The sequence below is a fragment of the Cyanobium gracile PCC 6307 genome, from assembly GCF_000316515.1.
Taxonomy (GTDB): Bacteria; Cyanobacteriota; Cyanobacteriia; order PCC-6307; family Cyanobiaceae; genus Cyanobium; species Cyanobium gracile.
On sequence record NC_019675.1, the window covers coordinates 485,431 to 498,574 of the forward strand.

General features: G+C 73.0%; 12 protein-coding genes. 4 read left to right on the plus strand and 8 right to left on the minus strand.

What is annotated here, in order from left to right; all coding sequences use genetic code 11:
• Position 1: 1 nt before the first annotated feature.
• Complete coding sequence (locus tag CYAGR_RS02165) at positions 2–1,285, minus strand: type I glutamate--ammonia ligase (protein ID WP_015108123.1); 1,284 nt, start codon at positions 1,283–1,285, stop codon at positions 2–4.
• 163 nt (positions 1,286–1,448) lie between these two features.
• Between CYAGR_RS02165 and CYAGR_RS02170 the strand changes: the two genes are divergently transcribed.
• Both CYAGR_RS02170 and CYAGR_RS02175 read left to right on the plus strand, forming a co-directional pair.
• Complete coding sequence (locus CYAGR_RS02170) at positions 1,449–1,967, plus strand: allophycocyanin subunit beta (protein ID WP_015108124.1); 519 nt, start codon at positions 1,449–1,451, stop codon at positions 1,965–1,967.
• A 62-nt stretch (positions 1,968–2,029) separates the two neighbouring features.
• On the plus strand, positions 2,030–3,211 hold the full coding sequence (locus CYAGR_RS02175) for a pyridoxal-phosphate-dependent aminotransferase family protein (protein WP_043325334.1): 1,182 nt from the start codon (positions 2,030–2,032) through the stop codon (positions 3,209–3,211).
• Between the two features lies 1 nt (position 3,212).
• Here the strand turns inward: CYAGR_RS02175 and CYAGR_RS02180 are convergent, their stop codons facing one another.
• Positions 3,213–3,716 carry a nucleoside deaminase gene (locus CYAGR_RS02180; RefSeq protein WP_015108126.1) on the minus strand — a complete coding sequence of 168 codons (504 nt, stop codon included), beginning with the start codon at positions 3,714–3,716 and terminating at the stop codon, positions 3,213–3,215.
• A gap of 41 nt (positions 3,717–3,757) precedes the next feature.
• On the opposite strand from CYAGR_RS02180, the gene CYAGR_RS02185 reads away from it, so the two are divergent.
• Positions 3,758–5,215: a pyridoxal phosphate-dependent decarboxylase family protein gene (locus CYAGR_RS02185; RefSeq protein ID WP_043325336.1), complete on the plus strand. Its 1,458-nt coding sequence runs from the start codon at positions 3,758–3,760 to the stop codon at positions 5,213–5,215.
• 116 nt (positions 5,216–5,331) lie between these two features.
• Here the strand turns inward: CYAGR_RS02185 and CYAGR_RS02190 are convergent, their stop codons facing one another.
• From CYAGR_RS02190 to CYAGR_RS02205, 4 genes are read right to left on the minus strand one after another with little or no spacing between them, the layout of a single operon-like run.
• Positions 5,332–6,927, minus strand: a complete 1,596-nt coding sequence (locus tag CYAGR_RS02190) for a YcjF family protein (RefSeq protein ID WP_015108129.1) — start codon at positions 6,925–6,927, stop codon at positions 5,332–5,334.
• Positions 6,924–9,110 (minus strand): transglycosylase domain-containing protein, encoded by a 2,187-nt coding sequence (locus CYAGR_RS02195; RefSeq protein ID WP_015108130.1) that lies wholly within the window; start codon positions 9,108–9,110, stop codon positions 6,924–6,926. Before CYAGR_RS02195 ends, CYAGR_RS02190 begins: the two co-directional genes overlap by 4 nt.
• Positions 9,091–9,567, minus strand: a complete 477-nt coding sequence (gene lspA / locus CYAGR_RS02200) for a signal peptidase II (protein WP_015108131.1) — start codon at positions 9,565–9,567, stop codon at positions 9,091–9,093. Before lspA ends, CYAGR_RS02195 begins: the two co-directional genes overlap by 20 nt.
• Positions 9,567–10,148, minus strand: a complete 582-nt coding sequence (locus CYAGR_RS02205; protein WP_015108132.1) for a biotin transporter BioY — start codon at positions 10,146–10,148, stop codon at positions 9,567–9,569. Before CYAGR_RS02205 ends, lspA begins: the two co-directional genes overlap by 1 nt.
• Before the next feature lie 86 nt (positions 10,149–10,234).
• Here CYAGR_RS02205 and CYAGR_RS02210 point away from each other — a divergent pair, with 86 nt between their 5' ends.
• A complete protein-coding gene (locus CYAGR_RS02210; protein WP_015108133.1) occupies positions 10,235–10,531 on the plus strand; it encodes a DUF3148 domain-containing protein in 297 nt (98 codons plus the stop codon).
• Here CYAGR_RS02210 and CYAGR_RS02215 read toward each other — a convergent pair.
• Positions 10,491–11,846: a M16 family metallopeptidase gene (locus tag CYAGR_RS02215; RefSeq protein WP_015108134.1), complete on the minus strand. Its 1,356-nt coding sequence runs from the start codon at positions 11,844–11,846 to the stop codon at positions 10,491–10,493. The two genes, CYAGR_RS02210 and CYAGR_RS02215, sit on opposite strands and share 41 nt — an antisense overlap.
• A complete protein-coding gene (locus CYAGR_RS02220) occupies positions 11,843–13,117 on the minus strand; it encodes a M16 family metallopeptidase (RefSeq protein ID WP_015108135.1) in 1,275 nt (424 codons plus the stop codon). Before CYAGR_RS02220 ends, CYAGR_RS02215 begins: the two co-directional genes overlap by 4 nt.
• Positions 13,118–13,144 lie beyond the last annotated feature (27 nt).

Below are 13,144 nucleotides of genomic sequence, written 5' to 3' on the forward strand. Positions count from 1 at the left end.
TTCAGGCGCTGGCTTCGCCGACGAACTCGAGCGGATGGGGGCGCTGCTCCAGCGCCTCCACGTCCGAGTGTTTCAGGGCGATCCAGTCATCCAGCAGCTCCCGGCTGAAGACGTCGCCGACCAGAAGGTAGTCGTGGTCGGCGGCAAGGGCCGCCAGGGCGGCGCCCAGGTCGGCGGGGAGCGCGGCAGGCTGATCGCCCGGACGGTGGGCGGGCTCCCGATCGGCGGGGGGGCCGGGATCGATCTGGTGGCGCACCCCGTCGAGGCCGGCCAGCAGAATGGCGCTGAAGGCCAGGTAGGGATTGGCCAGGCCGTCGGCCTGGCGCAGCACCAGCCGCCGGCGGCCGGGGTCCCCGTCGGGCTCGGGAATGGCGACCACGGTGGCGGAGTCATGGCGGGCATAGGCCAGCCGGCTCGGCGCCTGGGGCCCGCTTCCCAGCCGTCGGTAGCTGTTGGTGCCCGGGTTGGTGAAGGCGGCCAGGGAGGGGCCGTGACGCAGCAGCCCCCCCAGGTACCAGCGGGCGGTCTGGGACAGCTCCCCGTAGGTCCCTTCCCCGGCGAACAGGGGATGGCCGACCCTCCAGAGGCTCTGGTGCACCGCCAGGCCGGCACAGGTGGCGTCGAGGCTGGGCCGGGGCAGGAAGGTGGCGCTCCAGCCGTGGCGGCGGGCCACGTTCCGCACCACGTAGCGGCTCACCATCAGGGCGTCGGCGGCCCGCAGCGGATCGTCGCTCGCCAGCGTGAGGTGCTGCAGTGGACCGGCCGCCCGCTGGAGCGGCAGGCGGGCCCGGATCCCCAGGGCCGCCAGGGTCAGCCCCAGCTCGCTGTGGAGCGCCTCCGGGATGGCGCCGCCGGGGGCGACCCGGCAACCGCAGCCGAGGTCGTCGGCCCGGGACGTGAGCTCCTGGAACAGGAAGTAGCCGGACTCGGTGCCGAAGCGGGCGGCATCCGCCAGTCCGCTGCCCGCCAGCAGAGCCAGGGCGCGGGTTGCCAGGGTTCGGGGGCAGTGGCGGAGGCGCCCAGCGCCGTCGGGCGGCCCCTCGACCGCGGCGATCAGGCTCAGGCTCCGGGGCGAGAGGAAGGGGTCGATCCAGGCGGTGGCCGGGTCGGGGTGGAGCAGCAGGCCGTCGAGGGCCAGGCCGTGCAGGAAGGCCCCCTCCCCGAAGTGATGGGCCTCCAGGCTGATCGACTGCCAGCGCCCCGCCAGGTCCGTCACCTTGAGGTCGATGCGCTCGATGCCGTCGTCCCCGAGGCGGCGCAGGACGTCCTGGGCGGAGGTGACCATGGCGGGAGGCGGATGGGAAGGCTGCCGCCACGATGGTGCCCCCCCGATCGGCCAGTGGCCGCGTAACCGTTTCTGTCAGATTCCCCAGAACCAGCCGCAGCACAGGAATCTGGCGGATTGCGAGTGCTACCTTCCGCTTCAGGTGCGTCGATCCGTTTCGTCCATGCGAGATGCCATCACTGGTCTGATCGGTCGCTACGACCAGCTGGGCCGCTACTTCGATCGCAACGCGATCGATCGGATCGATTCCTATTTCGCCCAGGCGGAGGTGCGGCTGGCCGCTGTCGAGCTGATCAACCGGGAAGCCGCCACCATCGTGCGGGAGGCGGCCCAGCGCCTCTGGCTGGAGGACCCCGAACTGCTGCTGCCCGGTGGCAATGCCTACACCACCCGGCGCCTGGCGGCCTGCCTGCGCGACATGGATTACTTCCTGCGCTACGCCAGCTACGCCCTGGTGGCCGATGACTTCACCATCCTCGACGAGCGGGTGCTCAACGGTCTCGACGACACCTACAAGAGCCTGGGGGTGCCCACCGGTCCCACCGTCCGCAGCATCGCCCTGCTCGGTGAGGTGATCGCCGAGATGCTGGCCGATGCCGGCATGGCCGACACCGGCCTGGTGCGGGCTCCCTTTGAACACCTCTGCCGCGGCCTCTCCTCCAGCAATGTCCGGGCCCGCTGAGGCGGCCGTTCCCTAATCTCCCTTCACGACTGCCTCCCCGCCAGGTCTTGCCTTCTCTCCCAGTGCCTTCCTCCGTCAGCAGCGCCCACCGGCTCACCCTGGACCCCATCGCCACCCCCGAGCGTCTGCTGCTCGGTCCGGGTCCCTCCAACGCCCACCCCACGGTGCTGCAGGCCCTGGCCCGGATGCCGATCGGCCACCTGGATCCCCTCTACATCGACCTGATGGGTGAGGTGCAGGAGCTGCTCCGCTACGCCTGGCAGACCGACAACCGCCTCACCATCCCGATGAGCGGCACCGGCAGCGCCGCCATGGAGGCGACGCTGGCCAACACCATCGAACCCGGCGACAAAGTGCTGGTGGCGGTGATGGGCTACTTCGGCCAGCGCCTGGTCGACATGGCCGGCCGGTACCGGGCCGAGGTGGCCACCATCGAACGGCCCTGGGGAGAGGCCTTCGACCTGGCCGAGATCGAGGCGGCCCTGATCGCCCACAAGCCCGCCATCCTGGCGATGGTTCACGCCGAGACCTCCACCGGGGTGTGCCAGCCGATGGAGGGCATCGGCGAGCTCTGCCGCCGGCACGACTGCCTGCTGCTGCTGGACACGGTCACCTCCCTGGGGGCGGTGCCGCTGCACATCGATGCCTGGCAGGTGGATCTGGCCTACAGCTGCAGCCAGAAGGGCCTCAGCTGCCCCCCCGGACTGGGCCCCTTCACCATGGGCCCCCGGGCCGAAGCGAAGCTGGCCGCCCGCGCCGGCAAGGTGCCCAACTGGTATCTGGATGTCTCCCTGCTGAACAAATACTGGGGCAGCGACCGGGTGTACCACCACACCGCCCCGGTCAACATGAACTTCGGCATGCGGGAAGCCCTGCGGCTTCTGGCCGAAGAGGGCCTGGAGGCCGCCTGGGCCCGGCACCGGAGCAACGCTGAACGCCTCTGGGCCGGCCTGGAGCGGCTGGGCCTCGAACTGCATGTCAGCGAGCCCCTGCGGTTGGCCACCCTCACCACCGTCCGGATTCCCGAGGGGGTCGACGGCAAGGCCTTCAGCCGCCACCTGCTCGACCGCTTCGGCATCGAGGTGGGCGGCGGGCTGGGGGACCTGGCCGGCAAGGTGTGGCGCATCGGCCTGATGGGCTACAACAGCACCCCCGAGAACGTCGACCGCCTGCTCGCCATCTTCGAGAGCGAGCTGCCGGCCTTCCGGCCGTCGCCGGCGGCCGTCGCGGCCGGGGTCGCCTGAGTCAGACCAGCCCCCCTTCCCCGGCCCGGAGCTCCTGCCTGGCCCGGCGCCGCTGGCGGAACCAGGTCTCCAGCTGTTCCCCGGCCTGCTCGCCCAGCACGCCCCCCCGCACCACCATGTGGTGGTGGGCGCTGGGGTGGCGCGACAGATCCAGGCTGCCGCCGAGCCCGCCCCGCTTCGGATCGGCCGCCCCATAGATCACCGTGCCCACCCGCGCCTGGATCAGGGCGCCGGCGCACATCGGACAGGGCTCGAGGGTCACCAGCAGGGTGCAGCCGTTGAAGCGCCAGTCGCCCCGGGCCGCCGCCGCCCGGCGCAGAGCCAGCAGTTCGGCGTGCCCCAGCGGGTCCGCCCGCCGGTGGCGCCGGTTGCTGCCCCAGCCCACACAGCGGCCGGCCTCATCCAGCAGGGCCGCCGCCACCGGGATCTCCCCCCCCGCCCCGACCGCGTCGGCGAGGCGCAGGAGCCGCTCCATCCACAGCAGGCTGGCGGTGTCACTCAGCATGGACTCCTTCTAGCCATGCCTCCGGTGGGGCAAGCGGCAGAATGCCGAAGCCCCCACCGTCGCCGTTGGCCAGCGTCCCCCCCGCCCCGCGGCCAGCGCCGCCCCCCAGGGAGTGCGGTTCTTTCGTGGATCCGTTCCAGGTGGATCCGGCCCTCGAGGCGTTTCTGCAGCAGGCGTCGAGCCTGCTGTGCCGCTGGCTGGGCCAGGCCGGCCACGGCACCCCCCTTCCCGGACTGAGCGTGCTGCCGGTGGTGGAGCCGGAGGCCGAAGGCCTCGGCAGCGACCGGCTGCTGGCCGATCTCCAGCTGGTGATGGAGGGGGCCTACAACCCCAACCATCCCGGGGCCCTGGCCCACCTCGACCCGCCGCCCCTGTCGGCCTCCATCGTGGCCGACCTGATCTGCGCCGGGCTGAACAACAACCTGCTGGCCGAGGAGCTTTCCCCCAGCCTGAGCCGCCTGGAGCGGGCCCTGTGCGCCTGGATGGCAGGGCATCTCGGCCTGCCCGAGGGTTCCGGCGGCGTGGCCGCCAGCGGCGGCAGCCTCAGCAACCTGATGGCCCTGGTCACCGCCCGCCACCACCGGGGTCTGGCGACCCGGGGCGACGCGGTGGTGCTCTGCAGCGAGGAGGCCCACGTTTCGCTGATCAAGGCCGTCGCCGTGATGGGCCTGCCGGCCGAGGCCCTCGTGCGGCTGCCGGTGACCGCCGCCGGCGGCCTCGACCCCCTGGCTCTTGAGGAGCGGCTGGCCCGGCTCGATCGGGCCGCCATCCCGGTGATCGCCGTGGTGGCCACCTCCGGCACGACCGTGCGGGGCGCCCTCGATCCCCTGGAGCCCATCGCCGCCCTCTGCCGTCGCTACGGCCACTGGCTGCACGTGGACGGGGCCATCGGGGCGATCTTCGCCTTCAGCCAACGACTCCGGCCCCTGCTGGGCGGCCTGGGGCTGGCCGATTCGATCACGGTCAACCCCCAGAAGCTGCTCGGCATCACCAAGACCTCCTCCCTGCTGCTGCTGGCCGACCCCCGCCACCTGCAGCGGGCCTTCGGCACGGGCCTGCCCTACATGGAGCCCAGCTGGGGCGGCGGCCACCAGGGGGAGGCGGGCCTGCAGGGCACCCGGCCGGGGGAGATCCTCAAGCTCTGGCTGGGGCTGCGCCAGCTGGGCCTCGATGGCATGGCCGCCCTGATCGACGCGGCCGTCCGCCGCCGCAGCGAGCTGGAGCGGCGGCTGCGGGCCGTCGGCGGCCTGACCCTCTGCAGCGGCCCCCTGCACCTGCTCGCCTTCCGTCCCGAGGCCTGCGATGCCGCCGGCGCCGAACGCTGGAGTGCGGCCACCCGGGCGGCCCTGCTGGGCGAGCAGCTGATGCTCTCGCGGCCCGTCTACCGGGGGCTCCACCACCTCAAGGCGGTGCTGGGCAACCCCCACACGGGCAGTGAGCACCTGGAGCGGCTGGCCCTGGTGGTGCAGCGGAGCCTGGCGGAGGTCACCGATGGCTGAACCGAAGCAGACCCCCGTGTCGCCGCCACGCCCTGCCAACGACCGGCGCGGCCGCTGGGTGGCGATCCTCACCGGCGCCCTCTCGATCCTGATCGGGGTCGCCTACCTGGTGCTGATCACCGTCCTGGATTCCCGCGGTCCCCTTCAGCCCCCGCCCCCCGAGGCCCTGGGCGTGGCGGCAGCCGCCGCGCCTGCCGCTGCTGCAGCGGTTCCACCACCCGGCTGAGGGCCGTCTCCAGGAAGCGGCGCAGCATCCCCTCCCGTTGGTTGAGGTCGTACTCGCGCTGCAGCACCTCCTGCAGCCCGCCATCGCCCCAGTCCTGGTTCTGGCCGAAGTAGGTGATGAAGCTGCGGCCCGCCACCCGGGTGAGCCAGGCGGCGCTGACCGCCTGCACGGCCCGGCTGACCACCAGGGCGGGCAGATTGAGGCTGAGGGCCGAGGTGATCAGACCCACCCCCCCCTTGACCAGGCCCAGTCCCGCCAGGGTGCGGCCCACCGACAGGGCCAGATCCTGGGCACTCTCGCGGCTGAGGCTGACGCCGTACACGCGGCCGATCTCCACCACCATCTGGGCGTTGACCGCGGCGGTGGCGAGCAGGTCGATGCCTGGCAGCGGCGTCACCATCACCACTCCGGCGCCGATCCACATGTACCGGTCGACGATCGTGCCGGCATCGCTGCGGCGTTGCCGGTCGAGCAGATCCTGGCTGGCCTGGCTGAGGCGACGGCACTGCAGCAGCAGGTTGTCGGCGATCAGCTCCTCCCCGTCGGCATGCAGGACGGCGGCGATGCGACGCAGCAGGGCCTCCACCTCCGGCTCCGGCTGCAGCGGCTTGCCCCCCGGCATCGGCACGCTCTGGGGGGCGGCGCTGGCGGGGATCACATCCTCGGGGCCGAGGCGGGCGGCGCAGCGCTGCCGCAGGAGCGCCAGCAGGCGACGCTCCTCCTCCTCGCCGCGGAGGTCGCATTTGTTGAGCACCAGCAGCAGCCGTTTGCCCAGCCCCGCCAGGGCCTCGAACACCTCCAGCTCGCTGGCGCGCAGGTCCCCGTCCAGCACCAGCAGCAGCAGGTCGGCCCGGGCGGCCAGCTCCCGGGCCAGGCGCTCCCGCTCCCTGCCCTGGCGGCCCGCTTCGAGGATGCCCGGGGTGTCCTCCAGAATCACCGCCCGGGACAGATTCCGCAGCCGCAGGCGGTAGCGGCTGGCGGCGGTGGTCGAGCCCATCGGCGCCCCCACCTCCCCCACCAGTTCCTGCAGCAGGGCCCGGATCAGGGAGGTCTTGCCGGTCGAGCCGGTGCCGAACACGACGATCACCAGGTCGCCCCGCTCCAGCTCCGCCTCCATCCGCTGGCGTTCCTGCCGCAGGGCCTCCCGCTCCACCGCGTCGCGCACCTGGGCCAGGGTGCGGTCGATGGCGCCCAGGTTCTGCTGGGCCGCCTCGCGGCGGCTGGAGGGCACCGCCGCCGGGACGGACCTGCCGGGTCCCGTGGCCCCGCCCTGCCGCAGGCGGCGCAGCCAGGGCCAGCCCACCTGGGCCAGGGCCACCACCAGGGCGGCCAGCAGGATCAGCATCAGCGGCCCCACCATCCAGTAGGGCAGCCACGTGCTCAGGGTCCACTGCAGCTGCTGGATCGCCTGCAGCACCATGCCCAGCCCCACCAGCGCCAGCAGACCCAGAAAGACCCAGATCCAGAGCCGCTGCGGCAGCTTCACGGTCCTGGCGGTGCGGAGCGCACGATCTCGCCGAACAGGGAGGCCGCCAGGGCACTGCTGGCGGCGCTGGGGCTGTTGTCATCGTTGCCCAGCCAGATGCCGATCACCCACTGGCGCCTGGGGGCATAGCCCACGAACAGCAGGTCCCGGCCCTCGTTGGTGGTGCCGGTCTTGCCCCAGCTGCCGGCGCCCACATAGGCGGCGCTGCCGGTGCCGCCGCTGACCACCGCCTCCAGCAGCGTTCGCATCGCCCTGGCGGTGGCGGGGCTCATCACCCGCCGCCCCGGGCTGCTGATGGCCCTGGCGCTGCCGGCGGAGGCCCGGCAATCGGCCCCGCCCTGGGTTGCCCCCGTCTGGGGGCCGGCACAGGCCTCGGCATCGGTGAGGCGCCGGATCGTGGTCGGGGCGCGCCAGAGCCCATCGGCGGCGACGGCGGCATAGGCCGCCGTGAGCTCCAGCAGGGTCACCTCGCTCTGGCCCAGGGCCAGGCCCGGCACCGGGGCCAGAGGGCTGGTGAAGCCCAGGTCCCGGCCCTTGCTCACAACAGCATCGAGGCCATCCTTGCGGGCCAGCCGCAGGGCGGCGGTGTTGCTGCTGATCGCCATGGCCTGGCGCAGGCTGAGGCTGCCGCCGCAGCCGCTGCTGAAGTGCTGGCCGCCCCAGTCCAGCGGTCCGCAGCCGACCCTGTCGCCGGGCCGGGCGCCCCGCTCCAGGGCGACGACGTAGGGCACCAGCTTGAAGGTGCTGCCGGGCTGGCGCAGGGCCATTGAAGCCCGGTTGAACTGGCTCTGCAGGTAGTCCCGGCCACCGGCGATGGCGCGGATCCCGCCGCTGCGGCTGTCGAGCACCACCACCGCCCCCTGGCTCACCCCCAGGGATCGGCTGGCGTCGATGCGCTGGCGCAGCAGCAGCTCGACCCGCTCCTGCAGCAGCGGATCGAGGTGGGTGTCGATTAGGAAGTTGCCCTCGGCGGCCACCGCCTTGCCCACCTGGTTCTCCAGGTCGCGTCGCACCTGGTCGGTGTAGAAGGGCGCACCCCGCTGCTGGGCGGAGCGGCAGGCGTCCGCGGCCAGCCGGATCGGCTGGCGCCGGGCCCGTCGGGCCTGGTCGGCGGAGATGCGGCTGGTGGCGGCCATCTTGTCGAGCACCTGGTTGCGGGAGGCGAGGGCCGCTGCGGGATCGACGCAGGGGTCGTAGCCGTTCGGGGAGGGGAGCAGGCCCACCAGCAGGGCGGCCTCCTCGAGCTTCAGGGCCGAGGCCGGACGGTTGAAGAAGCGCCGGGAGGCATCCTCGAACCCCCAGACGGCCCCGAGATAGACCCGGTTGAGGTAGCTGAGCAGCAGCTCCTCCTTGCTGAAGCGGGCCTCCAGCTGCAGGGCCACCAGCAGCTCCCGCCACTTACGCCCCAGGGTCTCCCCCTGCCCCACCTGCTCCGGGTAGAGGCTGCGGGCGATCTGCTGGGTGAGGGTGCTGCCGCCCTCGAGGACCCGGCCCCCCAGCAGGTTGGTGACCAGGGCCCGGGCGGTGCCGATCGGGTCGACGCCCGGATGCCACCAGAAGCGGTTGTCCTCGCTGGCCAGCAGGGCATCGATCAGCACCGGGGGATAAGCCCCCAGCTCGGGAAGCTCCCGTCGCTTGCGATCGGCCACGGAGGCCACCGGTCGGTCGTTGCGGTCGTAGAGGAGCAGGGGCCCGCGCACCGTCGCCAGACTGCCGCGAGTAGGCACCTGCAGCAGGGAAAGGGCCAGCAGCAGGCTGCCGCCGCCGGCCACGGCCACCGCGGCCCGGGCCCCCCAGCGGCCGAGCCGGTCGAGGCGGGTGCTGGCGTCGCTCTCGAACAGAAGGGTGGGCAGATCCGCCTGATCGGCGGGTCCGAAGCGCACCCGGTCCCCCTCGCGCAGCACCAGCTCCCGCACCCGCCGGCCCCGCCACCACAGTCCGTTGGTGGAGCCGGCGTCGCTCAGCAGCCAGTGCCCGCCGTGGTTCTCCAGCAGGGCGTGGTGACGGCTGACCGCCGTGTGGTCGATGACGATGGCGTTGTCGGCGGCCCGGCCGATCCGGTAGACGCTGCCGTGCAGGGGCTGCTCCAGATCCGGCAGGCCGGGCCGCAGCACCGTGAGCCGAGGGCCGGGGCCCCGGGGCCGCAGCCGCTGCTCCCGTCCCTCAAGGATGGCGGTCGGCATGGGGTCGCAGCAGGTCGATGAGGAAGCAGGCCACGGCCAGGTTGATGGCGACGTCGGCGAGGTTGAAGATCGGGAAATGGATCGGGACGAACTCCAGGAAGTCCACCACGGCCCCGTGGCGCCAGCGGTCGATGCCGTTGCCGACGGCGCCCCCGAGCAGCAGACCGAGGGCCAGCACGTTCCAGAGGCCGGCGGGGGGACGCCAGAGGATCCAGAAGAACAGGCCGAGGCTCACCAGGGCGCTCACCAGACCCAGCTGGTTCGGCGCCCCGGCGAAGAGGCTGAAGGCCGCCCCGGTGTTGCTGACGCGCTGCAGCTGCAGCAGGCCGGGCAGCAGCGGCTGGATGCTGCCGCTGGCCAGGTGCTCGAGGGCCCAGCGCTTGCTGAGTTGATCCAGCCCGACAGCAAGGGCCGCCAGCAGCAGGGGGGCCAGCCGCAGTCGCAGCGTTCGCGCCATCACGACGGCACCAGCAGAAGACGGCGCAGCAGCCAGGCCAGGACGCCGGCGGAGCAGCAGAGCAGCAGCTGGGGCAGCAGGGCGAGGCTGTAGCCCACCACCAGGGTCAGAGTCCCGCCGCCCCAGCGGCCGGCCAGGCTGCCGAGGAGCAGGTTGGCCAGGCCGCAGAGATGGAGCACCACCAGGCCGATGGCGGCGGCGCCTGCGAGGGTGAGGGGGTCGTCCATGCCCGGTTGGCGCGCCAGTTTTCCGGTGATCCAGGCGGCCGGCAGGAAGCCCGCCAGGTAGCCGAAGCCCGGATCGAGCAGGTAGCCGATGCCGCCCCCTTCGTGGAACACCGGCAGCTGGAACAGACCCACACTGAGATAGGCCACGGCGGCCAGGGTGGCACTGCGGGGGCCGCACACCAGGGCCGTCAGCAGGAGGGCCGGCACCTGCAGGGTGATGCCGAGCGGGCGGACGACCCAGCCCGTCGCCTCATGGACCGGAAAGGCCGCGGGCACCAGACCGCCGACGAGAATCAGGAGAAGGCCGGCGATCGCTCCGCTCCAGGTGGCAAGGGCCCGCAATGAACCGTCCATGGCTGGCGCCCATCCTGCTGCAGCTAGGTTCGGCTGAGAAGGGCCCGCCGCCCAGCGGACCCCCTACCGCCGGACCCCCCGCCCCGATGCCGGATTCCATCCCCACCGATCCGTCCGCCCCCGAGGCGACCCCCGAGGCGACGGCGACGCCGGTACAGCCGGCGGAGATCCACCTGGGGGATGCGGTGCGGCTGCGCCAGCCGCTCCGCTACCTCAAGACCGCCGACCCGATGCCGATGCTGCGCCCGCCGGACCTGGTGGATCCCGCGGAGGTGGGGCGGGTGGTGGAGATCCGGGCCCTGGACCTGCGGGCCATCCGCTTCCGCCGCGGCACCTTCCTGATCAACGCGACGGATCTGGAACCGGCCCCGGCCGACGGCTGAGGTCGTGGTCGAGCCAGGCCCGGTTCGCCCGCTCCAGGGCCGGCGCCGGGCCCACCAGGCTCAGGGACGGGGAGGCGAGCCAGCGGCGGGCGGCCTCGCGCAGATCCTCGGAGCCGAGGCCAGGGGCCCGCTCCAGCACCCCTCGCACGTGGTCGGCGGGCAGGCCGTGGCTGAGCACCAGGGCCTGCCGTTCGGCGATCTGGGAGCAGGTCTGCCGCCCCATGGCGTCCTGCCCCTGGAATTTGGCCAGGGCCAGCAGCCGTGAGCCCTCGTCCAGCGACTCCTCCAGGAGCCGCTGCCACTCGTCCAGCAGGCAGGTGGTGGCTTCCGCCACCCGCTCGGCCGAGGTGGACAGGTGCATGACGAACGGAGCGCCGCCGGCATGGGCCGGCAGGTGCACACCGACGTCGTAGGCCAGACCACGCTCCTCCCGCATCGTGATGAACAGGCGGCTGGACATGCCGAGGCCCAGGTGCGCCTGCAGCAGCCGCAGGGCCAGGGCGTCGGGATGGGCCAGGGGAACGGTGGCGGCCCCCAGCATCAGCACCACCTGTTCGGTGTCCTGCACCAGCTGGCCCAGGGGCCCCGTGGCCGGCGGCGGGCCGTCGAAGGGCCGAAGCCGGGGCGGGCGGGTGCTCCAGGGAGCCGCCGCCAGTTCGCGCTCCAGCACCTCCCCCAGGGCGGGCGGGGCGTCGCCGCAGAGCACCAGGACGGCGCCGTCGCTGCCGAGTCGTTCCACCAGGGGCCGCAGGTCGTCCGGCCCGAGGCCGGCCAGTTCCGCTTCGATCCCGAGCGGGTCATGGCCGTAGGGGCCGTCGCCGTAAAGCAGGCGGCGCAGCTGGTCATGGGCCAGCTGGAAGGGGTCTTCCTTCTGGCGCTGCAGCAACTGCAGGTTGAGCTGGCGCTCGATCGTCACCTGCTCGGCCTCCAGCCGGGGCCGCCGGGCCATCGCCAGCAGCAGGGGGACCAGGGTGGTGGCGTCGGCGGCGGCGCACTTCAGGGCCAGCACCAGGCCATCCTCGTGCGCCTCCACCCGCAGGGCCGCACCGGCTCCCTCGACGCAGTCGGCGAGGGCCTCGGCATCGAGCGCGCCGCAGCCCCGCGTCATGCTGCCGGCCAGCAGCTGGTGGGCGCCGCGGGCGCCGGCGGGGTCATGGCCGCTGCCGCCTGGAATGGCCAGGCGGGCCGCCAGGATCGCCGGCCCGGGCCGGTGCAGGATCCGCAGCGGCAGGCCCCCCTCCAGGACGTGGCTGTCTTCGCTGCCAGTCGGGGGGCTGGCGGGGGGCTGGTTGCCGGGGGGTGGGGCGATGCTCATGCCGGCACCGCCTCGAGCACGCAGGCCCGGCTCGGATCGAGCAGGGGCAGCATCTGCTCCTGGAGCCGCACCGGCGACCAGCGCTCCAGCAGTTCCAGGGGATGGCCGAGAGCCTGGGGCCGGCCCCAGAGCCGGCTGCTGCCGATCAGGGAGGCCACGCCGCCGGGGGATTCCAGGGAGAAGCGGTAGCCGTTGGCGACGAGGCGCCGGGCCCGCCCCCACTCCTGCTCGCCCAGGACGTCCTGGCGGAGCTCCTGCCACACCTGCTCGATGGCCTGCCGCACCTCGACCAGCTCCTGGGGATCGCAGACGGCCTCCAGCAGGGCGAAGCTGCCGCCCTCCATGGCATGGAGATCCAGATCGATGCTCTCCACGATCTGCAGCTGCTCCCGCAGTCGCTCCACCAGGCGGCTGCGGCGCCCTTCCGCCAGCACGGTGGTGGCCAGGTCGGCCCCGGCCATGGCCTCCAGATCGGCGGCGGGCGGCAGCCACCACAGCATCAGCAGCCGGGCGGCCTCGAGCCGCGGCACCGCCAGCCGGTGCACCCCCGGGGTGACCCGCAGCTCCGCCGGGACCATCGGCACGTCGCTCGCTGCCAGGGAAGCCAGTGGACCGCTCGCGGCCCGCTCGATCAGGGCGCCATCGGTGACGGTACCGGCCAGGGACAGCACGCAGCGGCCGGCGGCGTACTGGCGGTGGTGGAAGGCCGCCATGGCGGCCGGGTCATGGTCGAGCAGGGCCTGGCGCCTCCCGAGGATCGGCAGTCCGTAGGGGTGGTTGGGACAGGCCAGGGACAGCAGCCGCTGCAGGGCCACCTCCTCCGGCTGGTCCTCGCTCTGGGCCAGTTCCTCCAGCACCACCAGCCGCTCCATGGCAAAGCTGTCGGGGTCAAGCCGGGGCTGGAGCACCAGATCCATCAGCAGATCGAGGGCTTCGGCCGCCCCGTCCGGCGGCATCAGGGCGTGGAAGTGGACATCGTCGAAGCCGGTGGCGGCATTGCTGCTGCCCCCCAGGGCCTCGATACGGCGATCGAACTCTCCGGCCGCCAGCCCGTCGCTGCCCTTGAACACCATGTGCTCGAGGAAATGGGCCAGGCCGCTCTCCGAGGGCCCCTCAAAGGCGCTGCCGGCACGGCACCAGAAGTCCAGGCAGACCAGGGGGGCGTCGGGCAGGTCGAGCTGCACCAGTTCGACGCCATTGGCGAGGGTGTGGCTGACAGGGGCGGCCAGACCGGGCAGAAAGGACCCGCAACAACCCAGGGAATCGCTCACGGATGCATGGCAGGATCCGCATTCTGC

Excerpts from the sequence above, each read along its gene's own strand:
- CYAGR_RS02170 (WP_015108124.1), top strand. The coding sequence starts at position 1,449 with ATGCGAGATGCCATCACTGGTCTGATCGGTCGCTACGACCAGCTGGGC.
- CYAGR_RS02165 (WP_015108123.1), bottom strand. The coding sequence starts at position 1,285 with ATGGTCACCTCCGCCCAGGACGTCCTGCGCCGCCTCGGGGACGACGGC.
- CYAGR_RS02180 (WP_015108126.1), bottom strand. The coding sequence starts at position 3,716 with ATGCTGAGTGACACCGCCAGCCTGCTGTGGATGGAGCGGCTCCTGCGC.
- lspA (WP_015108131.1), bottom strand. The coding sequence starts at position 9,567 with ATGGCGCGAACGCTGCGACTGCGGCTGGCCCCCCTGCTGCTGGCGGCC.
- CYAGR_RS02210 (WP_015108133.1), top strand. The coding sequence starts at position 10,235 with ATGCCGGATTCCATCCCCACCGATCCGTCCGCCCCCGAGGCGACCCCC.
- CYAGR_RS02185 (WP_043325336.1), top strand. The coding sequence starts at position 3,758 with ATGCCGAAGCCCCCACCGTCGCCGTTGGCCAGCGTCCCCCCCGCCCCG.
- CYAGR_RS02215 (WP_015108134.1), bottom strand. The coding sequence starts at position 11,846 with ATGAGCATCGCCCCACCCCCCGGCAACCAGCCCCCCGCCAGCCCCCCG.
- CYAGR_RS02195 (WP_015108130.1), bottom strand. The coding sequence starts at position 9,110 with ATGCCGACCGCCATCCTTGAGGGACGGGAGCAGCGGCTGCGGCCCCGG.
- CYAGR_RS02205 (WP_015108132.1), bottom strand. The coding sequence starts at position 10,148 with ATGGACGGTTCATTGCGGGCCCTTGCCACCTGGAGCGGAGCGATCGCC.